Genomic DNA, 19,554 nt, shown 5'->3' with positions numbered 1-19,554 from the left:
TCGCCTCACTCCGCCGGGGCGAGCTTCGGATCGGCTTCCAGCGCCGTCCAGCGGTCGGCGCGGTAGGCCTTCACGCAGGCCATGATGCCGAACACCGCGATCGCGACGACGAGGCCGACGAAGAGCACGGCGAGGCCGGCGTCGATGCGGTCGTTAAAGACGATCTTGTGCATGTCGTCCATGCTTTTTGCCGGCGCCAGCACCTTGCCCTCGGCGATCGCGGCCGAGAAGCGGTCGGCGTGGCTGAGGAAGCCGATCTTGGGGTCGGGCGAGAAGATCTTCTGCCAGCCCGCCGTCAGCGTGCAGATGCAGAGCCACACCGTCGGGATGATCGTGACGAAGGCGTAGCGCTCGCGCTTCATCTTGAAGATCACGACGGTGGCGAGCGTCAGCGCCACGGCGGCCAGCATCTGGTTCGAGATGCCGAAGAGCGGCCACAGGGTGTAGATGCCCCCCAACGGGTCCGTCACGCCCTGGTAGAGGAAGAAGCCCCAGGCGCCCACGCAGACGGCGGTGGCGAGCACGCTCGGAACCCAGGCCGTCGTGTCCTTGAACCGTGGCGAGACGAGGCCGAGCAGGTCCTGCAGCATGAAGCGGCCGGCCCGCGTGCCGGCATCCACCGCGGTCAGGATGAACAGGGCCTCGAACAGGATCGCGAAATGGTACCAGAAGGCCATCATCGCCTTGCCGCCGATGGCCGAGGAGATGATGTGGGCCATGCCGACGGCGAGCGTCGGGGCGCCGCCGGTGCGGGCGATGATCGAGGTCTCGCCGACATCCTTGGCGGTCTCGGCGATGACCTCGGGGGCGATGGGGAAGCCGAGCTTGGTCACCGCCGCGGCCGCGCTCTCGGGCGTCGTGCCGAGCAGCGCGCCGGGCGAGTTCATGGTGAAGTAGACGCCCGGATCGATGACGCTGGCGGCCACCAGCGCCATGATGGCGACGAAGCTCTCCATGAGCATGCCGCCATAGCCGATGAAGCGGGTGTCGACCTCGTTGTCGACGAGCTTCGGCGTGGTGCCCGACGAGATCAGCGAGTGGAAGCCCGAGACCGCGCCGCAGGCGATGGTGATGAACAGGAACGGGAACAGCGAGCCCGCCCAGACCGGGCCGGTGCCGTCGACGAACTTCGTCACCGCCGGCATCTGCATCTGCGGCGCCACGAAGACGATGCCGATGGCGAGCCCGACGATGGTGCCGATCTTGAGGAAGGTCGAGAGGTAGTCGCGCGGCGCGAGCAGCAGCCAGACCGGCAGGATCGCGGCGACGAAGCCGTAGCCGATCAGCATCCAGGTGAGCTGCGTGCCCGTGAAGGTGAAGGCCGGGCCCCAATAGGGGTCGGCCGCGATCTGGCCGCCATAGACGATCGCGGCCATGAGCAGGATGAAGCCGATGATCGAGACCTCGCCGACCTTGCCGGGCCGGACGAAGCGCGCATAGAGGCCCATCAGCAGGGCGATCGGGATCGTCGCCGCCACCGTGAAGGTGCCCCAGGGGCTCTCGGCCAGCGCCTTGACGACGACCATCGCCAGCACGGCCAGCAGGATGATCATGATCATGAAGGTGCCGAACAGCGCGATCACCCCCGGAATGACGCCGAGCTCGGCCCGGATCAGCTCGCCCAGCGAGCGCCCGTCGCGGCGCATCGAGATGAACAGGATCATGAAGTCCTGCACCGCGCCCGCGATCACGACGCCGGCCAGGATCCAGAGCATGCCGGGCAGGTAGCCCATCTGCGCGGCGAGCACCGGGCCGACGAGGGGACCGGCGCCGGCAATGGCCGCGAAATGGTGGCCGAACAGCACCGTCTTGTTGGTGGGGACGTAGTCGAGCCCGTCGTTGAGGCGGTGGGCCGGCGTCGCGCGCCCGGGCTCGAGGCGCATCACCTTGTCGGCGATGAAGAGCGAGTAGTAGCGATAGGAGATCAGGTAGACGCAGATCGCGGCCACCACGACCCAGAGCGCGTTGATGCTCTCGCCGCGGCTGGTGGCGACGATCGCCAGGGCGGCCGCGCCCAGGGCTCCGACCAGGGCCCAGGGCCCGTGCTTCGCAATCGCACTCATCGACGCCTCGCTCCAGCGACCCATCGTGACCGCTTGGGCCGTCCGGGGCCCCTTTTACGCAAAATTCATCCCGCGGCTAGGCCCGGGTCAGTCGGTGACGATCACCCGGTTGGGAAGCTCGTCGACGTCGTCGGGCTCACCTGGAAACTCGCTGGCGAGGATGGCCCCCGCCCGCTCGACGGCGGCGATCAGCCCCCCGGCGGCGTCGCCCCGGCGCAGGCCCGAGAGCAGCGCCTCGATCGCCGCCGACCAGCTCTCCCGGGGGACCCGCGCTACCACCGCATGGTCGGCGACGATCTCGGCATGGCCCTCGGCGACGGCGAGGTAGATCAGGATGCCGGTGCGTGCCCGCGTCCGGGTGACGCCGCGGGCCGCGAACTCGCGCAGGGCGGCGTCGTGCGCCCGGGCCCGCTTGAGGGCGCGCGGGACGATGGCCGCGCGGGCGCGGGGATGGAGCGTCGCGGCCAGCACGCCGAGCACGGCGAGCGCCTGCGCCACTGCGATCCAGCCCGCGCTCCATTCGGTGGCGAGGATCAGCGGCCAGGGCACGGCGAGACCGCAGAGGAGGGCCAGCGCCAGCGCCACGGACCGGTAGGCTCCGGCCCGGCCGGCGACGAGCACGACGATCTCGCCGGAGGTGCCGCGCTCGGCCGCCGCGATCGCCGCCGCGATGCGGTCGCGTTCCGCCTGGCTCAGCATGGTCGTCCCCTACCAGTCACCGGAGGCCCCTCCTCCGCCGGACGAGCCGCCGCCCCCTGAGAAGCCGCCGTCGAACCCGCCGGACACGCCGCCGCTCCAGCCGCCCGAGGAGGGGCCTGGCAGGATGATGAACCCGCCGCTGTGCCCGCCAGCAAACCCGCCCCCGGGCCCGCCTCCACTGCCGCCGCCGCGCCTGCCGCGGTTCATGCGCGAGAACAGGAAGAGGATGCAGAGGATGATCACGACGTAGAGGATCACCTGCCCCGGATCGGCCTCGTCGCGCCGGACCTTGGCCCGGCGCTGCCATTCCTCGGCATCGCCCGAGAGGATCGAGAGCATGGCGTCGACGCCGGCATTGATGCCGCCGGTGTAATCCCCGGTCTTGAAGCGCGGGGCGACGGCGGTCGTGATGATCACCTTCGAGAGCGCGTCGGTGAGCGCGCCCTCAAGCCCGTAGCCGACCTCGATGCGGACCTTCCGCTCGCTCGGCGCGACGAGCAGCAGCGCGCCGTTGTTGGTCTTCTTCTGGCCGAGCGCCCAGGCCCGGAACAGGCGGTTGCCGTAATCCTCGATCGTGAGGCCCTGGAGGCTCGGCACGGTCGCGACGACGACCTGGTCCGTCGTCTTGTCCTCGTAGGCCTTGAGCTTGCCCTCGATCGCGGTCCGATCCTCCGGCCCGAGCAGGCCGGCGGCATCGACGACGCGGCCGCTCAGGGCCGGGAAGCTCGGGTCCGCGGCCAGCGCGAGGCCGGCGATCAGCGCGAGAACGAGGCCGAGGAGAAGGGCGTGGAGGGGCCGGCCGAGCGCCGACACGGCGGGCCTGGAGCGTCGTCCCGGATGCGCCATCGACGACGCTCCAGGTTCTTGTCTCTGCATCGGATCTGTCCGAAAGCCGGCAACCACCCCTCGGTCCGATGCCCTAGAACTTCACGTTGGGCGGTCGCTCGGAATTCGGCGTCGCCGTGAAGGTCTCCATCGGTTTCGCCTCGGGGTAGAACCAGGCGGCGATCCAGCGGCCGGGGATCGTGCGCACCTCGGTGTTGAAGGCCTGGACCGCGCCGATGTAGTCGCGCCGCGCCACCGCGATGCGGTTCTCGGTGCCCTCGAGCTGCGATTGCAGCGCCAGGAAGTTCTGGTTCGACTTGAGGTCCGGGTAGCGCTCGACCGTGACGAGGAGGCGCCCGAGTGCGCCCGAGAGCTGGTTCTGCGCGTCCTGGAACTCCTTGAACTTGGCCGGATCGCTGACCGTCGAGGCGTCGACCTTGACGCTGGAGGCCTTCGCCCGCGCCTCGGTGACGCCGACGAGCACGTCCTTCTCCTGCTGGGCGTAGCCCTTCACGGTCTCGACGAGATTCGGGATCAGGTCGGCGCGGCGCTGATACTGGTTCTGCACCTCGCTCCAGGCCGATTTCGCGCTCTCCTCCAGGGTCGGCACGCGGTTGATGGCACCGCAGCCGGAAAGCAGCGTGGCAAGCCCCAGCACGGCGAAGGCCGCGCGGAGGCGCCGGACGGACAGCGGACCGGATGTCGGCACGAAGGCGGCGCCTGAACGCATGATCGATCTCCTGAGGCGGCCGGCTCCGGGACGGGTCGGGCGGCGCGCCGCTGCGACAGATAGGCCGTGCCGGCCCGCAGAACAGTGGCGGCATCGCTCCGGGGGCGGGGGCCGCCGCCGGGCCGGCGGCGCCGGCGCGACCAGACGGTTGACAACCGCGGGACGTTCGGTGCCCCGTGCCGCCCATGGATGCGACGCCATCAGTCGCGACGGGCGGGAAGCCGCGGCTCGCGATCACTTTCTGCACGCAGTGCCGCTGGCTCCTGCGCGCGGCCTGGATGGCGCAGGAACTGCTCTCGACCTTCGGCGACGAGATCGGCGAGGTCGCCCTCGTGCCGGGGACCGGCGGCGTCTTCCTCATCACCTGCGGTCCCGACACGATCTGGGATCGTGCCAGCGACGACGGCTTTCCCGACGTCAAGACCCTGAAGCAGCGCGTACGCGACCGGCTCGCGCCGTCGCGCGACCTCGGCCATATTGATCGGCCATGATGTCCGACGCCGAGCCGGAAACGGGGGTCGCCAGGAGCCGCCGCGAGGCCTGGACGCGCTCCCTCGCGCAGTCCCGGATCGGCCGCGCCATCACGGGCGTGCGCCATCGCGGGTTCTCGACGCAGGTCTACCTCATCGTCCTCGTCATCGCGCTGATCGGGCCGGGGCTGCTGTTCACCGGAATCCTGCTGGTGCGGTACGCCGCGACCGAGCGGGCCCGCTTCGAGCAGGATGCGCGCGAGAACGTGCGCAGCATCGCCCTTTCGATCGACCGGGACACGGCCGGCCTGGTCTCGGTGCTGCAGACGCTGGCGACCTCGCCGCGGCTCAAGGACTCGGATTTCGACAGCTTCGATTCCCAGGCCCGCCTGGTGCGCGACGCGGTCGGCCTCGAGATCCTGCTTCGGCGGCCGGACGGGCAGCAGGTCGTCAACACCTCAGTCAAGCGCGGCGCTCCCCTGCCCCAGACCTCCCTGCCCTTCGACGGGGATCTGGTGACGGGCGGACAACGCGCGATGATCTCGGGGCTGATCTCGGGCACGGTCCCGCACGAGGCCACCTACGCGATCGCGGTCCCAGTGCAGGTCGAGAAGGAGATCACCTACGTCCTCAGCTTCATCGCGCCCGTCAGCCGCCTTCAGGGGATCATCACCCGGGAGGCGGTCCAGGGCTGGACCACGGGGATCTCCGACCGGGACGGCATCGTGCTGGCACGCCTGCCGGATCCCGCCTCGATCGTCGGGCGCCCGCGGCTCGCGACCCTGCGCCAGCGCCAGACCGATACGCCGGGCGTCTGGGAGGGCAAGGACCGCGCCCTGCGCCCGGTCACGGTGGTGGAGGCGCGCTCGCGGCTCACGGGCTGGACCGCGGGGGCGGTCATCCCCAAGACCGTGGTCGACGCGCGCCTGCGCAACTGGATCTGGGCCTTCGGCGGCTTCGGGCTGCTCGTGCTCGCCACCTCCTCGATCCTGGCGGTGCATCTGTGGTCGCGGGTCTCGCAGCCCCTGCGCAGGCTGGCCGCGAGCGGACCGGCGCTCGCCCGCGGCGAGGCAATCCCGCGGATCACCTCGCCGATCCAGGAGATCCGCCGGCTCGGCGACGTGCTTGCCGACGCCTCGCTTCGCCTGCGAACCCGCGGCGACGAGCGCGACCGGGCGCTCGCGGAGACCGAGCGGGGCCTCTCCGCCCTGCGCGAGAGCGAGGCGCGCTTCCGGCACATGGCGGATTCGGCGCCGGCGCTGATCTGGATGACCGACGACGAGGCGGAGCTCAGCTTCGCCAACATGCATTTCGACCACCTGTTCGGGCAGCCGGCCGCGACCCTGACGCAGGAAGGCTGGCACAAGATCATCCATCCCGACGACCTGCCCGCCTTCCAGGCCCTGTTCGCCGAGGCCTTCGCCGAGCGGCGACCGTTCCGGGCGGAGATGCGCGTGGTCGATCGCGACGGGGAGATCCGCTGGCTTCGCTGCGAGGGCGTGCCCCGCCTCGACGATACCGGCGCGTTCCTCGGCTACACCGGTTGCAACGTCGACATCAGCGACGCCAAGCGCGCGGAGGAGCACCTTCTCCTGCTCATCCACGAGCTGAACCACCGGGTGAAGAACACGCTCGCCACCGTGCAATCGATCGCCGGGCAATCGCTGCGCCGGCTCGAGGGCGACGAGGCGGTCTCCGCCCGCGCGGCCTTTGAGGCGCGGCTCCTCGCCCTCGCCCGCGTCCACGACGTCCTCACCCGCGAGAGCTGGGAGGGGGCCGAGCTCGGGACGGTGGTCGCCGATGCCACCGCACCCCTCGACGCGAATGACGGCCAGCGCTCGCGCTTCCTCGTCAGCGGGCCGGCGCTGCGGCTGCCGCCGCGCATCGCGCTCTCGATCGCGATGGCGCTGCACGAGCTCGGCACCAACGCCGTGAAGTACGGCGCCCTGTCGCGCGAGGGCGGCATCGTCAGCATCGCCTGGACCGTGGAGCGCGGCGAGGAGACCCGCCTGCTGCTGCGCTGGCGGGAGAGCGGAGGCCCGACGGTGAAGCCGCCGACGCGCACCGGCTTCGGCTCCCGCCTGATCGAGCGGAGTCTCGCCCGGGAGCTCGCGGGCGACGTTCAGCTTCTCTACGCGCCCTCGGGCGTCGTCTGCACGATCGAGGTGCCCGTCCCGCCGCCGACGCCGCTGGAGCGCCGAACCCGGACGCTGCCGCCGCAACCGTCCACAGCACAGTTGCGTCAAGCTTGAGCGGCAGATCAGGGCTGCGGTTGAGACGCACAGCGCGACCGTAACCTATGTTGAGGCGAAGTTGTCGTGGCTGCGCCAGAAAGGTCGCGCGCCGGCGCTGCTCAGCGGCAGGGGCGACACAATTATAACGGCGAGGAACGATGGCGGAGCGATACGGTCCCTCTACGGATGCCCATGCAACCGCGACCGTATCGCCACTTCCCGAGTCGATCCGGCGACACCTCGGCGTCTCGCTGGGCGAGGCCTACGCGGAACTGACGGACGTGCCGCCGTCCGACGGGCTGGCCAAGCTGATCGCCCGCCTGGAGCGGGCCCTGGCGTCGCTCGGCGAGAAGGATGCCAAGGCCTTCCAGGACGACTTCATCGCCGCGGTGCCGAGCCTGCACCATTTCGCGATGTCGCTGACCAAGAACGCGGCGATGGCCGACGACCTCGTCCAGGACACCCTCCTGCGGGCCTGGCGCAGCCGCGCGCGGTTCGAGCCCGGCACCAATCTCGGCGCCTGGCTCTTCACGATCATGCGCAACGCCTTCTACACCGCGCATCGCCGCCACGGCCGGGAGGTGCCCGACACCGACGGCGATCACGCCGGGCGCCTGGTCGCGCTTCCGGCCCAGAGTGGCCATCTCGACCTCCAGGACGCGGAGGCCGCCCTCGCGCGGCTGCCGGCGCCGATGCGCCAGGCGCTGGTGCTCGTCGCGGTCGAGAACCTAAGCTACGAGGAGGCCGCGGCGGTGATGAGCTGCAGGATCGGCACGGTGAAGAGCCGCGTCTGGCGCGCCCGCGAGCAGCTCGCGAGCCTGCTGGGCTACGACGCGGCGGAGGTCGGCGTCGATCGCGTCACGCTCTCGGCGCTGGCCGAGAGCAATCGCTGAGAGCTTCCACGGCCGGACCTGCGGTCATCGCGCCACCCACGGCAGTATCGATCCGTCACGGATGGCATTGTCCGCCGCAAACTGCGACTGTCCTCCGAAGCGCCGCACAACTCGAAAGCAGTATCGGGCCGGTATTCACAGACATCGGCGCGCCGTGTCCTTGCGCGGCGGAACGGCGCATCGCGCCGCGCTCCCCTGGATGCAGTGTTCGCCGCGCGATGCATTTGCGGCCGTCTGCGCTGAAAAAGCCATCGAACGATAAGGGGATGTTAAGTCGCCGTGACTAACTCTCGCTGAGTTACTCACAAGGATGTTACCCCAATGATCGGGCTCTCCCTAGGACGCGCACGCAAGGACTCGCCTTCGGTCACCGCCGGCGCCGTCCAACGTGCGGACCTGGACGAGGTCCGTCTCGCCAAGGCCGTCGAGGCCTTGATGGCGAGCCAGAACCTCCAGGCGCTCGACCTTCCGGACGGGGTGCTGAAGACCGCGCTCCAGCAGCTGATGAGCAGCCGCGAGACGGAGAAGCGGCGCAACCTCGGCAACATGGCCGATATTGCCAAGGAAGCCTCGGAAGCCGCCATCAACATCGGCTGGATGACCTACGACGTCGGCGAGGTCGCCCGCTCGACCCAGACGATCGCCGGCGCCACCGAGGAGATGGCCGCCTCGATCGCCGAGGTGTCGCAGACCTCCGACACGGTCGTCACCGTCGCGCAGGACGCGCTGACCGCGATGCAGGCCTGCGTCGGCGACGGCCAGCAGGCCCGTTCGGCCATGATGGAGATCGACACCCGCACCTCGCAGATCGCCAACCGGGTCGTCGTCCTGGAGCGCGCGATCTCGCAGATCGAGGTCATGGCCACGGCCATCGCATCGATCTCCGCCCAGACCAACCTTCTCGCGCTCAACGCCACCATCGAGGCGGCCCGCGCCGGCGAGGCGGGCCGCGGCTTCTCGGTCGTCGCGGCCGAGGTGAAGTCGCTCTCCGCCCAGACCGCCAAGTCCACGGGCGAGATCCGTGCGCTCCTGAGCACGCTGACCACCGAGATGGGCTCGATCTCCGAGGCGGTCGGCGAGAGCCGCGGCGCCGTCAACACGGGCCGGGCGATCGTCGACCAGCTCGAGACCCGGGTCGCGCAGACGAACGAGCGCATCTCGCACGCGAGCAACCTGAACCAGGCGATCTCGCAGATGCTCGGCCAGCAGCGCTCGGCCACGGCGGAGATCTCGACGAGCGTCCAGAGCATCGCCGGCAAGGCCGCCAAGACGCATGAGGAGATCGAGAAGATCACCACGCGCCTCGTCAAGGCCGAGGCTGCGGGCCAGACCGCCCTCGAAGCCGGCGGCCGCAACATGAGCGACTACGCGCTCGTCCGCCTCGCGGCCGATATCGGCGTGTGGAAGCGCAAGCTCGCCCGCATCCTCGTCGGCCTCGCGCCGGCCGAGAAGGGCGCGGCGACGATGAACGGTCAGGCCGGCTACAGCATCTGCACGGAGCTCCGCAACGGCGCCTACCGCGACCACCCGGCCCTCAACCGCCTCGCCGATGCCGAGCGCATCGCCCTGCGCGAGGCGGACCGCATGGTCGCCGCGGTGGCCGCCAACAACTGGGACGTCGGCACCCCGGCCTACCGCGAGGCCACCGACGCCATGAAGGCGATGCTCCAGGCTGCCGCCGAGATGAACCGCTGAGAACCCGGACGCCCGAATAGGCGACGAAACGAAACGCGCGGCCGGCCCTTGCGCCGGCCGCGCGTTTCGTCATGCCTGGCGCGAGATGCCGCGGAGCGCTCGCCGAACCTTGTCCTCCCCCGACGCCGCGCCCCGGCGCTTCAACGCCGCCCGTCACTGCCTTGCGGAGAACGCCCGCCTGCGCGCCGGCAAGACAGCACTCGTGATGGTGGGCGAGGCGGGCCGGGCCGACCGCTACGGCTTCGCCGAGGTCGAGGACGCGGTGCTGTCCATCGCCGCCGGCCTCGTCGAACTCGCCCCCGAGCCCGGCGCGCGGGTCATGATCCGAATGGGCAACGAGGCCGACTACGCCCTCGTCTACTTCGCCGCCATCGCGGCGGGTCTGGTCGCCCTGCCCTCCTCGGCCCAGCTCACGCCCGCGGAGGCCGCCTTCATCGCAGAGGATTCCGCGGCCGCGATCATCGTCGCGGGCGACGGCCTCCCTGTGGAATCCGGCGGATCGCGGATCGTTCTCAGGTCCGTCGACATCGCCCGGATGAAGGGGGGCCGCCCCCTTCCCGCCTACGCCGACACGGCGGCCGACGATCCCGCGACCCTCGTCTACACCTCCGGGACCACGAGCCGGCCGAAGGGTGTGCTCCACGCCCACCGTGCCGTGTGGGGGCGCCGGCCCATGCACGCCCATTGGCTCGGCCTCACCGAGTCGGACGTGATGCTCCACGCCGGCACGATGAACTGGACCTACACCCTCGGCGTCGGTATCGCGGACCCCTGGGCCTGCGGGGCGACGGCGATCCTCTACGAGGGTCCCCGCGACCCGGCGATCTGGCCCGCGCTCATCGCCTCTGAAGGAGCGACGCTGTTCGCCGCCGTACCGAGCCTCTACCGCCGCATCCTGAAATACGCCGCGCTCAGCGATCACGACCTGTCGCGGCTGCGCCACGGCGTCACCGCCGGCGAGGCGCTTCCCCCCGACCTCCTCGCCGAGTGGGAGGCCGCCACCGGCAAGCCCCTCTACGAAGCGCTCGGCATGAGCGAGATCTCCACCTACGTGTCGAGCGGCCCGACCGTTCCGGTGCGTCCGGGCTCGCCGGGCAAGCCCCAGCCCGGGCGCCGCGTCGCGATCCTGTCCGAGGCCGGCGAGCCCCTGCCCCGGGGCGAGACCGGCCTCCTCGCCATCCACCGGTCCGAGCCCGGGCTGATGCTCGGCTACTGGAACCGCCCGGAGGAGGAGGCCGCCGTGATGCGCGGCGAGTGGTTCGTCGGCGGCGACCGCGCGAGCCTCGACCCGGACGGCTACGTCTGGTTTCACGGCCGCGCCGACGACCTCATGAACGCGATGGGCTACCGCGTCTCGCCGAACGAGGTCGAGGGGGTGGTCGGCGCCCATCCCGACGTCGCCGAGGTGGGCGTGGCGGAACTCGCCGTCGGCGCCGGCGTGCGCGTGATCGCCGCCTTCGTGGTGCTAAAGCCCGGCGCGAGCGCCGGCGAGGATGATCTGATCGCCTGGTGCGCCGAGCGGCTCGCCGCCTACAAGGCCCCCCGCGCGATCCGCTTCCTCGACGCCCTGCCCCGGACCGCCAACGGCAAGATCCAGCGCAAGCGCCTCGCCGCGACGCAGGCCTGAGCGCCGCCTTGTCGGCTACGCCCGCGCCCGGTACCTCCGCCGCCATGGCGCCGCTTCCCCTCTCCGTCTTCATCATCGCCCGCAACGAGGCGGACCGGATCGGCGCGACCATCGCGGCGGTGCGCGCGCTCACCGATGACCTCATCGTGGTGGATTCGGGCTCGACCGACGGGACGCAGGCGCTCGCGGCGTCCCTCGGCGCCCGGGTGATCCACAACGACTGGCCCGGCTACGGCCCGCAGAAGCGCTTCGCCGAGGAGGAGTGCCGGCACGTCTGGCTCCTGAACCTCGATGCCGACGAGGTCGTCCCGCCCGACCTCGTCGAGGCCGTCCGCGCCGTCTTCGCCCGGGGCGAGCCGACCCACCCGGCCTATCGCATCGGCATCGCCGAGATCTTCCCCGGCGAGCGGCGGCCCCATCCCTGGGCCTACACCCTCACGCCCGTGCGGCTCTACCGGAAGGATCGCGGGCGCTACTCGCCCTCCCCCGTCCACGACCGCGTGGAGCTGATGCCGGGCGCCACGATGGGGCGGCTGCCGGGCGTCATCCACCACTTCTCGGTGCGCTCGCTCGGCGACCAGCTCGACAAGCTCAACCGCTATTCCGACCAGCAGGCGGACGACCTCGCCGCACGCGGGGTGGCGATTCCGACCTGGCGGATCTTCGTCGAGCTGCCGGCGAACTTCCTCAAGGCCTATCTCGGCCGCCGCCACTTCGTGCGCGGCGTCTACGGCTTCCTGACGGCGATGAACTACGCCATCTCCCGCCACCTGCGGGTGGCCAAGCACTACGAGCGGCGCAAGACCCTGCGCCCCGCCTCGGCCCCCGCGAACCGGGTTGACCCACCCCCCGCGAAATCCTAGAGCCAAGGCCTACGGAGACGTGGCCGAGCGGCTGAAGGCACTCGTTTGCTAAATGAGCATACCCCGAAAGGGGTATCGAGGGTTCGAATCCCTCCGTCTCCGCCATTGTTTTTTGCTAAGTCGTTGTTCGGTTAGCCGTTTTTCGGTTCAGCGATTTGGCAGCCCCACAGTATAGCCCACATTTAGTAGCGGCTTGCAGCGCACGCTGCCGGACTTCATCGGACGGTCGCCCCGGCAGCCGACCTAAGGATTGATTGCCGACGCCCCGTGATAAGCCGCTGGACCATTCGCTTGCGGTCCAGCTTGCCCGAACAAGCGGTGATCTCGGCCTCTCCAATGCCAAGGGGATCGTAGGGATCGACGTGCCACGTCAGCGTTGCGCGGGCTTGTGACGAACCCTAGGAGGGCAAAAAGCGGCCTTGCTGTTGGTCTGGCTACACTCACCGCACTGATAAGGCTCCCGGTCCCTGGCAACAGGCAGTTTTGATCGATCAGCGAGGCAAGAATCGTTCGTAAGCAGGCTTGCGGGCAACTGCTTGGCTTGCATCTTCCAGAGAGGATACGCACGCTCGGGTTCGGGCAATCCGTCGGCAGCGTTTACGTTGCGTTTACCATGTGGCGGTCTGCTAACGCTCTCAATGAGGGAGCACCGGTTCATGTCCGACCAAACGAAGCTGCCGCCCATCATCGAGCCTTGGCGCATCATCGCCATCATCCTGGCGGTCGCCACCGCCATGATGTTCGTGCACTCGGTGACGCCGACACAAGCAGAGGCCGTCAGCGCTCAGCCCGCATTGCTCAGGGCACGATAGGTCCGGTGCAGTCGCAATCATAAGCCGTTGTCGGTGTCCGAAACGGACCTTCTAATCTCGACCTCTGCCGATCAACAGGCGAGGGATACGGTCGGCCGCCGCCCTAAGGTTTGCCCCGACTTCCTAAGAGCGGCGATGGGCTGGTCGAGGGTTCCCGCCAGCTACCTCGATCAGCCCGCCTGTTTAGGTGGTGACCGCTGCGTGCTTCAATTTAGCAAGTCACGGTGCTCGGGTTGGCGCTGAAGCCATGCTCTAGCATAGCCACATAGTGCAACAATTCTTAGACCCTCTGCTCGCGCATGCACGGCCACAGCCTCCATCAACCGACCTGCCGTGCCCGTACCGCGTAATAGCGGAGGTGCGTAGACATAGGTGATGACGAGGATACCCGGCTGACGGCGGTAGTTTGCAAACACGATCTGATCGGCAACCACAAGTTCGAACCGGCTCAGCGTCGCATTATCGTCCATTGCTGCCACCCTGCCATTACTCCGCACTAGCCCAAGTCCTGGCTCCTCCTTGAAGCACCGGCAGATCAGCCGTTCCGCTCGACCATCCTCAATCACCATCGAACCCGCTGTACGAGACCGTCATGGTGCTCAGCGGTGCCTAGCTGGAGGTGCCCTGTCGGCGGGAATCCGTCTTGGATCTGCATAAAGGTCATCGAGAGCCCCGCGCACTGCCGTGCTCCAGCGCCCGGTTCCGTCATCGTCTGGATGCCCCTTGCCATAGAAGGCAAGCCAGAAGTCGATCTCCTCGTCGTCCAAGTGAATGGTTTCGATCCGCTGACGAAAGCGGGTCAGATCCGTGCGTGCGCGCAACTCCACTTCGTCTTCCCGAAGGTCGTCGCGCGCTTCGCGGACGGAAATGAGCTGGATTGCCGAGGATAAGGCGAAGCGGTCGAACGCCACGGTGCACCCCTGCCGAACGTCCTTCGCCACTAAAGCGGCATCTGCTCCTCTGTCCCAAACATCCTGCATTTCCTGGACGATTACGGATGCCACGTCGCGATTTCGGAAGAAGCGCAGGCTGGGCCTGTCGCGGTCGCCGGTAGGAGCCACACTCAGGCGATCAAGAATCCACGCCTCGATCAACGTCGGCACGATAATGGGGTGATGCAGGTGCATGGCTCTCCGAAGGCGGTAATTGGCCCCACGCGGTGTTTCAGGCACAAAATTAGTGCAGGGTTGGCCTCTCCTCCACGGCCCAGGCCGCAGAGCAGGAGGCGCGCTACGATTGGATGGCTGGGCTAGGAACGGCATTTGAGCGTCTGGGCGACCTGCCGATGACTATTGCGGGTGTGGTTTGTGGGGTGGGCCTGCCACCCTGAGGTGACCGCCTATGGTCCGCATCGGATACGCCCGTGTCAGCACGCTCGATCAGGATCTCGACATCCAACTCGCCCGGCTTAGCCCAAGGCGGACAAGGACTGGCGCCCTCGATGCGCCCTACATCATGCACGTCACCCCCGCACGCTCGCGGCCTCATCCAACGTCCGCATAGAAGGTGTCCGCCATAGCGGTCGATCAAGATGAGGCTCACGTAAAACAGCAGGCTAAAGCCGCAGGACCAGACCGATACTCCAAGGGCTAAGCGCGTCATGATCGCCGATGTGAACGGACGGAGTTAACACCACGCTGCGTCATGCTCGGAAATGTGTAGTAAGCTTCCGCCTGGCCCTAAGGCGGAAATGAGTGGTTTGCGGTCGACCGGTTTTGGATCGACATATAGTCGGGACTACCCATGGTGGGCGGCGTCAGCCTCCATGAACGAAAATCCGGACTGCTTCGAGCGAGGTACGAGCCTCGCCCTCTCTGGTCGGCTGCTTCGACAGAGGTGGCCATGCGGCTCGCCCCCTGGCACTGTCAGAGCCGGCCCACGGCGACCAACTCGCGGGTGCGCTTCAGCGTCGACAACAGGGCGGCCTTGTAGCCCTTGTCGCTGTCGAACTGCGCCTGCTCGGCCTGCTCCTCGGGTCCGCCCGGCGCCTTTCCGCGCAGGCCAAGGTAGCAGTAAAACCGAAGCTGCAGCGCGCCGGCGCCATCCTCGAACAGCTCGTTCACGATGGCCCCTTCCCGTGGCCCCGTGGCCTGGAAGAAGGTGACCCTTTCCTCGGGTTCGAAGGCGATGATTTCGCGCAAGTCGACGCCGCCGATGGTCGCCTCGCGAACGATGTGGGTCCCACTCTCTTCCACCACGTCGCAGCGTGTGCAGAGCCCCGGCGGCAGGAACTGGCGGGCGTCACGAGCCTTGAGGACGAGGCCTTGCCAAGCTTGGTCACGGCTCAGCGGTGTCTCGCCCTCCGGGTTCACCAGGACAGTTGCGGTCGAGTAGATCATGACGATGGTCCTTCCGATGGGAGTTGCGTAGCGTCCGGCCGTCAGGCCAAAGCCGTATTCTCGGTGACGAAGTTGCGGTAGTTGCGCAGAGGGCGGCCCAAAAGCGTGCTCAGTCGCTCGACGTCGCCGGCCTCCGGGACCATCCCGTCGGTCAGGAAGCGCTCGGCCATCATGCGCATGTCGTAGGCCATCCAGCCCGGCATGAACTGTCGAAGGTTCTGCTCGAACCCGGAGGTGTCGTCGCCGCCGTATGCGACCGGGCGGCCCAGCACCTCCGCCCAGATCGCGGCCACGTTCTCGCCGGTCAGGGTCTCGGGACCGACGACGTTGATCCGGTCGAGCGGAAGCGGTTCATCGGCCTGCTCGCGGCGGATCAGCTCGATGGCCGCGATCTCGCCGAGGTCGCGGCCATCGACCATGGCGAGCCCCTTAGCCCCGATGGGCATGGGGTAGACGCCGTGCTGGACGACGACATCCTTGATCGTCAGTTCGTTGCTCATGAAGTAAGCGGGCCGCAGGATGGTGGCGTTGATGCCCATCCGCTCGATCATCCGCTCCACGCCGAACTTGCCTGCGAAGTGGGGCACGTTCACGTATTGGTCGCTGTGGATGACCGACAGGTACACGACACGCTGGATCCCAACCTCCCGGGCAAGGTTGAGGGCGATCAGCGCCTGGGTAAATTCATCCGCCAGCACCCCATTGAGCAGGAACAGGGTGGAAACGCCCGCGAATGCGCGGCGCAGGGAATCGACATCGAGCATGTCGCCCTGGACGGCTGCGACGCTTGCCGGCAAGCCGGCCTTGGCAGGATCGCGCACGAGGGCGCGCACGTCGGCGCCGCGCTGAACGAGATGGTCGACGACATGGCGGCCGATGGTGCCGGTGGCGTCGGTAACGAGGATGGTCATGGAATGTCTCCGGGTTCCTGTTCGTGACAGGCCGGAAATGAGTGATCCACGCTCGCACCGAAAGACGGCATATATGGACGGTCTGTCTCGCTGGTGGAACGTATGGACCTGCTCGCCCTCGCCGACTTCAACCTCGTCGCCCGTCATGGCGGGTTCGGGCGCGCCGCCCGGGCGGCTGGGCGGCCGAAGGCGACGCTGTCGCGCCGCGTTGCGGAGCTGGAGGGCGCACTCGGCCTGCGCCTGTTCGAGCGCGGCGCGCGCACGCTGAAACTCACCGAGGAAGGAAGGGCTCTCCACGAGCGGACGGGACTGCTGCTGGCCGAACTCGACGAGACCGCGGCGGCCATTGCCTTGGGCGGGGCGAAGCCGCGAGGCAGGCTGCGGATCAGCGCGCCGCTCCTGTTCTCTCAGGTCGCGATGGGGAGGCTGGCGGCCGAGTTCGCCGGGAAGCACCCCGAGGTCCGGCTTGAGGTCACGACGGAGGATAGGCCCGTCGACATGGTCGAGGAGGGCTACGACCTCGTGATCCGGGTGAATCCAGACATCGACGACAGCCTGGTCGGACGCATCTTCCTGCGGGACCGGTTGGTCGTTGTGGCGAGTCCAGGTCTGGGTCGGCCAGCAGCCAACCGGGCCGTTCCGGCCGTGGTGCGTGGTCTCAGCGGTGGTGACGCTTGGACTGTGGCAGCAGCCGGCGGACGGTCGCGCATCTGTTACGAGCCGGTGCTGCGCCTATCCTCGCTCATCATGGTGCGTGACGCGGTCAAGGCTGGCATTGGAGCGGGGTGCCTGCCAATCTCGTTGGTCAGCCACGACCTGACTGAGGGTACCCTGGTCCACTGGGGCGACGTCGATGGTCCCGACATTGCGCTTTGGACGCTCTACCCCTCTCGCCGCTTGCTCAGCGTGCGCGTCTCAGCGTTCCTGCACCACCTGAAGCAAGCGTTTCCCAACGGCTCGCCCGACGAGTTGGCGTCCTATGTCACGGGACGAAGCAGCCCTTGAGGTTTGCCTCTGCCCATGACGAAACAGGTCAGCTCGCCATTCATCGCCGGAACGTCCGCTTTCAGACCAGAGACGTACGGCAAACGAATGACGACCTTCCGAACCGGTTCTGAAGTGTGAATTGCGGAAGCACACGCTCACCCGGCTGCCTGAACCCGTTCAGCCTGCGCTTTGCAGCCGACCCTCTGAGCTGCTGCGCCGATCTCAGCGCTCCCCCACGGCAATCAGGGCCGTTGAGGGGATCGGTAGTATTGGCTCGTCTCCTGCCATGTGTCGCGCTTCGGCGATGACCGCTGCCTTTTCCGCATCGTTCAAACTGACCCAGTCCTGCGACATGCCAAACAGCGTATCAGGGTCGTCGAGCATCGCGACGTCGAGGACGTAGTCGAAGATCACGCGATCGATCCGGGAAACGCGATACCCGGCGGCGACCAGTTCGCGGGCGAAGCCTTCCGGATCACCAAGCGCCTTCACCCCCTCGGGCATCGCCATGGTCTCGCGTTCCGGAAACAGCTTCCGGCGGATCTGTCCGAGCAGCAGGAACGTCGCCGCGCCCTGCTCTTGCCAGGTCGCAACGACTCCGTGACCACCGGGTCGGGTCACCCGTGCCATCTCGGCCAGTCCCTTGCGCCAGTCGGGGAACATGATCACGCCGAAGATCGAGAACACGGCATCGAAGCTGGCGTCCGGGAGAGCGAGCGCTTGCCCGTCCATCACGGTTGCGTCGACGTTGGGCAATCCCGCCGCAGCGATGCGGGCGACCATGCCGGGCGAGAAGTCGATCGCAAGCACCTGCGCACCGGATCGCGCCGCAGCATGCGCGAGTGCACCCGTTCCCGCGGCAACATCGAGAACACGGCTGTGCGACGTGAGAGGCACATGCGTGAGCGCCGTTTCGGCGAAGCGCGCGGTGAACGGATGGGCGGTCTTCTCGTAGTGCTGGGCGGCCTTGTCCCATCGATCGGGGTTCTCGAACTCTCGCATCGCCCAGGCTCCAACTCATGAAACATCATAAGTATCGTGAGTCTTCGCCGTTGCCAATCCTGATCGGTAGGTGAAGGATTACGCGGTGCGCACCGACAGCCGCCTCTCACGAACGCTTCACGTGCTCCTTCACATGGCACGCCGGGACGGACCGATGACGTCTGAGGCGATCGGGCAGATGCTCGCAACAAACCCCGTGGTGGTCCGGCGCACGATGGCGGGTCTCCGCAACGCCGGTTACGTGAGATCGGAGAAGGGGCACGGCGGCGGGTGGACCATCGTCGCGAACTTGGAGGAGATCTCGCTTCTCGACGTTCATCGCGCGGTCGGCGGACCACATATCTTCGCGATCGGCAGCGACCATCCCAACCCGAACTGTGCTGTCGAGCGCGTGGTCAACGCGGCGGTGGAGGACACTTTGCGTGAGGCCGAGGGGTTGTTGATCGCACGACTCGGTTCAATCAGCCTCGCCGAGCTGGCTCGAAGCTTCGAGGCAAGGTACTGTCAAGGCGGGCCGACGACCGCTTCCACGTGCGGATGATGTTGCGCGGCGATCGCCTTTGGTCGTTCGCCGAGACTCGCTCCAGCCCACAAGCGGAAAACCTATCTCGCCCCCATCCAACCTTGTTCGACCACTTGGCGCGAACCCGAGGCTGGATGCCAAGAAGAAGTTGGGATCACGAATGGCACAACTATCGAAGTAGGCCGACGTGTGCCCGCGGTTACCATGATCCTCGTCGGTCGGCTCACCCCAAGCGCGGTCATTCTGACTTCAACTGACAAAAGAAGCGCAAAGGTGCTGATGAAGTCCGAGAAACCACCATCACCCGATGCAGTCATGAGGTACGGATGATCATGAACTGGCCGCGGAACAAATTGTCCGCACCTGAGCCGCGCGGTATGCGGGGGGCATGACGAAGCCTACCGACGATCAGATTGCCGCCCTCGGTGCTGCGCTGCAGGCCTTTGTGCGGCGCTACAAGCTCGCTGATGCCGGCAGTTCCGAGAAGCCGCTCAACGAACTCGACGTGCAGACCCTGTTGTACATCGCACAGCACCCGGATTGCGGGCCGACCGACATCGCGCGCTACTTGGGCCTTGCTGCGACCACGATCTCGTCCGCGACCGACCGGCTGGCCAAAAGAGGGCTTCTGGAGCGACATCGGATCGAGGGAGATCGCCGGGCGGTCGCACTCCGCCTTACCAAGAATGGCGCTGCGCGAGCCGCCTCCCAGGTCAGCGCCTACAACGCCCTCAACCTGACGATGCTCGAACGCTTGGCACCCACCGAGCGCGACACCTTCATCCGCATGGTGACGAAAATCGCATACCACGAAGGTTGAATAATCCGAAGTTCGTTATATCTGCGGAGCGTGCCCGAATGATCGGGCTCGATTTGCGGAG

19 protein-coding genes and 1 tRNA gene are annotated in these 19,554 nt (G+C 67.8%); 11 read left to right on the top strand and 9 right to left on the bottom strand.

The genetic code is table 11. From position 1 onward, the window contains the following. Nucleotides 1-5: 5 nt before the first annotated feature. The 4 genes from MFF55_RS16980 to MFF55_RS16960 all read right to left on the bottom strand — a co-directional run bounded on the left by MFF55_RS16980 (nucleotide 6) and on the right by MFF55_RS16960 (nucleotide 4,317). A complete protein-coding gene (locus MFF55_RS16980) occupies nucleotides 6-2,063 on the bottom strand; it encodes a carbon starvation CstA family protein (protein ID WP_238245282.1) in 2,058 nt (685 codons plus the stop codon). 87 nt (nucleotides 2,064-2,150) lie between these two features. After that, the gene (locus MFF55_RS16975; protein ID WP_238245281.1) at nucleotides 2,151-2,762 is read right to left on the bottom strand and encodes a TPM domain-containing protein; all 612 of its coding nucleotides are present in this window, start codon (nucleotides 2,760-2,762) and stop codon (nucleotides 2,151-2,153) included. 9 nt (nucleotides 2,763-2,771) lie between these two features. Then, a complete protein-coding gene (locus MFF55_RS26850) occupies nucleotides 2,772-3,608 on the bottom strand; it encodes a TPM domain-containing protein (RefSeq protein WP_283206760.1) in 837 nt (278 codons plus the stop codon). Between the two features lie 73 nt (nucleotides 3,609-3,681). Continuing rightward, complete coding sequence (locus tag MFF55_RS16960) at nucleotides 3,682-4,317, bottom strand: LemA family protein (RefSeq protein WP_238245280.1); 636 nt, start codon at nucleotides 4,315-4,317, stop codon at nucleotides 3,682-3,684. Between the two features lie 185 nt (nucleotides 4,318-4,502). Here MFF55_RS16960 and MFF55_RS16955 point away from each other — a divergent pair, with 185 nt between their 5' ends. The 8 genes from MFF55_RS16955 (at nucleotide 4,503) to MFF55_RS16920 (ending at nucleotide 12,911) form a co-directional block, all read left to right on the top strand. Further along, on the top strand, nucleotides 4,503-4,808 hold the full coding sequence (locus MFF55_RS16955; RefSeq protein WP_238245279.1) for an Rdx family protein: 306 nt from the start codon (nucleotides 4,503-4,505) through the stop codon (nucleotides 4,806-4,808). Next, nucleotides 4,805-7,039 (top strand): sensor histidine kinase, encoded by a 2,235-nt coding sequence (locus tag MFF55_RS16950; protein WP_238245278.1) that lies wholly within the window; start codon nucleotides 4,805-4,807, stop codon nucleotides 7,037-7,039. The genes MFF55_RS16955 and MFF55_RS16950 overlap by 4 nt, the downstream gene beginning before the upstream one ends. 140 nt (nucleotides 7,040-7,179) lie before the next feature. Further along, complete coding sequence (locus MFF55_RS16945) at nucleotides 7,180-7,914, top strand: sigma-70 family RNA polymerase sigma factor (protein WP_238245277.1); 735 nt, start codon at nucleotides 7,180-7,182, stop codon at nucleotides 7,912-7,914. Nucleotides 7,915-8,235: 321 nt separating this feature from the next. Next, nucleotides 8,236-9,609 (top strand): methyl-accepting chemotaxis protein, encoded by a 1,374-nt coding sequence (locus MFF55_RS16940; protein ID WP_238245276.1) that lies wholly within the window; start codon nucleotides 8,236-8,238, stop codon nucleotides 9,607-9,609. Nucleotides 9,610-9,718: 109 nt separating this feature from the next. Continuing rightward, a complete protein-coding gene (locus MFF55_RS16935; protein WP_373874822.1) occupies nucleotides 9,719-11,236 on the top strand; it encodes an acetate--CoA ligase in 1,518 nt (505 codons plus the stop codon). Nucleotides 11,237-11,280: 44 nt separating this feature from the next. Continuing rightward, complete coding sequence (locus MFF55_RS16930; protein WP_238245337.1) at nucleotides 11,281-12,099, top strand: glycosyltransferase family 2 protein; 819 nt, start codon at nucleotides 11,281-11,283, stop codon at nucleotides 12,097-12,099. A gap of 13 nt (nucleotides 12,100-12,112) precedes the next feature. Next, nucleotides 12,113-12,204, top strand: a tRNA-Ser gene (locus MFF55_RS16925). Nucleotides 12,205-12,755: 551 nt separating this feature from the next. Then, on the top strand, nucleotides 12,756-12,911 hold the full coding sequence (locus tag MFF55_RS16920; protein WP_238245274.1) for a hypothetical protein: 156 nt from the start codon (nucleotides 12,756-12,758) through the stop codon (nucleotides 12,909-12,911). 206 nt (nucleotides 12,912-13,117) lie between these two features. Here the strand turns inward: MFF55_RS16920 and MFF55_RS16915 are convergent, their stop codons facing one another. From MFF55_RS16915 to MFF55_RS16900, 4 genes are all read right to left on the bottom strand, one after another. Further along, complete coding sequence (locus MFF55_RS16915; protein WP_238245336.1) at nucleotides 13,118-13,381, bottom strand: GNAT family N-acetyltransferase; 264 nt, start codon at nucleotides 13,379-13,381, stop codon at nucleotides 13,118-13,120. A gap of 129 nt (nucleotides 13,382-13,510) precedes the next feature. After that, nucleotides 13,511-14,038, bottom strand: a complete 528-nt coding sequence (locus tag MFF55_RS16910) for a hypothetical protein (protein WP_238245273.1) — start codon at nucleotides 14,036-14,038, stop codon at nucleotides 13,511-13,513. A 738-nt stretch (nucleotides 14,039-14,776) separates the two neighbouring features. Further along, nucleotides 14,777-15,250, bottom strand: a complete 474-nt coding sequence (locus tag MFF55_RS16905) for an SRPBCC family protein (protein WP_238245272.1) — start codon at nucleotides 15,248-15,250, stop codon at nucleotides 14,777-14,779. 41 nt (nucleotides 15,251-15,291) lie between these two features. After that, nucleotides 15,292-16,161 carry an SDR family oxidoreductase gene (locus MFF55_RS16900; protein WP_238245335.1) on the bottom strand — a complete coding sequence of 290 codons (870 nt, stop codon included), beginning with the start codon at nucleotides 16,159-16,161 and terminating at the stop codon, nucleotides 15,292-15,294. A gap of 102 nt (nucleotides 16,162-16,263) precedes the next feature. Here MFF55_RS16900 and MFF55_RS16895 point away from each other — a divergent pair, with 102 nt between their 5' ends. Then, a complete protein-coding gene (locus MFF55_RS16895) occupies nucleotides 16,264-17,166 on the top strand; it encodes a LysR family transcriptional regulator (RefSeq protein ID WP_238245271.1) in 903 nt (300 codons plus the stop codon). Nucleotides 17,167-17,370: 204 nt separating this feature from the next. Here MFF55_RS16895 and MFF55_RS16890 read toward each other — a convergent pair whose 3' ends face one another. After that, entirely contained in the window at nucleotides 17,371-18,150 is a 780-nt protein-coding gene (locus MFF55_RS16890; protein ID WP_238245270.1) for a class I SAM-dependent methyltransferase, read from the bottom strand. A gap of 85 nt (nucleotides 18,151-18,235) precedes the next feature. On the opposite strand from MFF55_RS16890, the gene MFF55_RS16885 reads away from it, so the two are divergent. Beyond that, nucleotides 18,236-18,691, top strand: a complete 456-nt coding sequence (locus tag MFF55_RS16885) for an Rrf2 family transcriptional regulator (protein WP_238245334.1) — start codon at nucleotides 18,236-18,238, stop codon at nucleotides 18,689-18,691. Nucleotides 18,692-19,061: 370 nt separating this feature from the next. Next, complete coding sequence (locus MFF55_RS16880) at nucleotides 19,062-19,493, top strand: MarR family winged helix-turn-helix transcriptional regulator (RefSeq protein ID WP_238245269.1); 432 nt, start codon at nucleotides 19,062-19,064, stop codon at nucleotides 19,491-19,493. The last annotated feature ends 61 nt before the right edge of the window (nucleotides 19,494-19,554 follow it).

The sequence above is a fragment of the Methylobacterium iners genome (genome assembly GCF_022179305.1).
GTDB classification, from domain to species: Bacteria; Pseudomonadota; Alphaproteobacteria; order Rhizobiales; family Beijerinckiaceae; genus Methylobacterium; species Methylobacterium iners.
The sequence above is the reverse complement of the archived record's forward strand: the minus strand, read 5'-3'. Positions and strand labels throughout refer to the sequence as shown.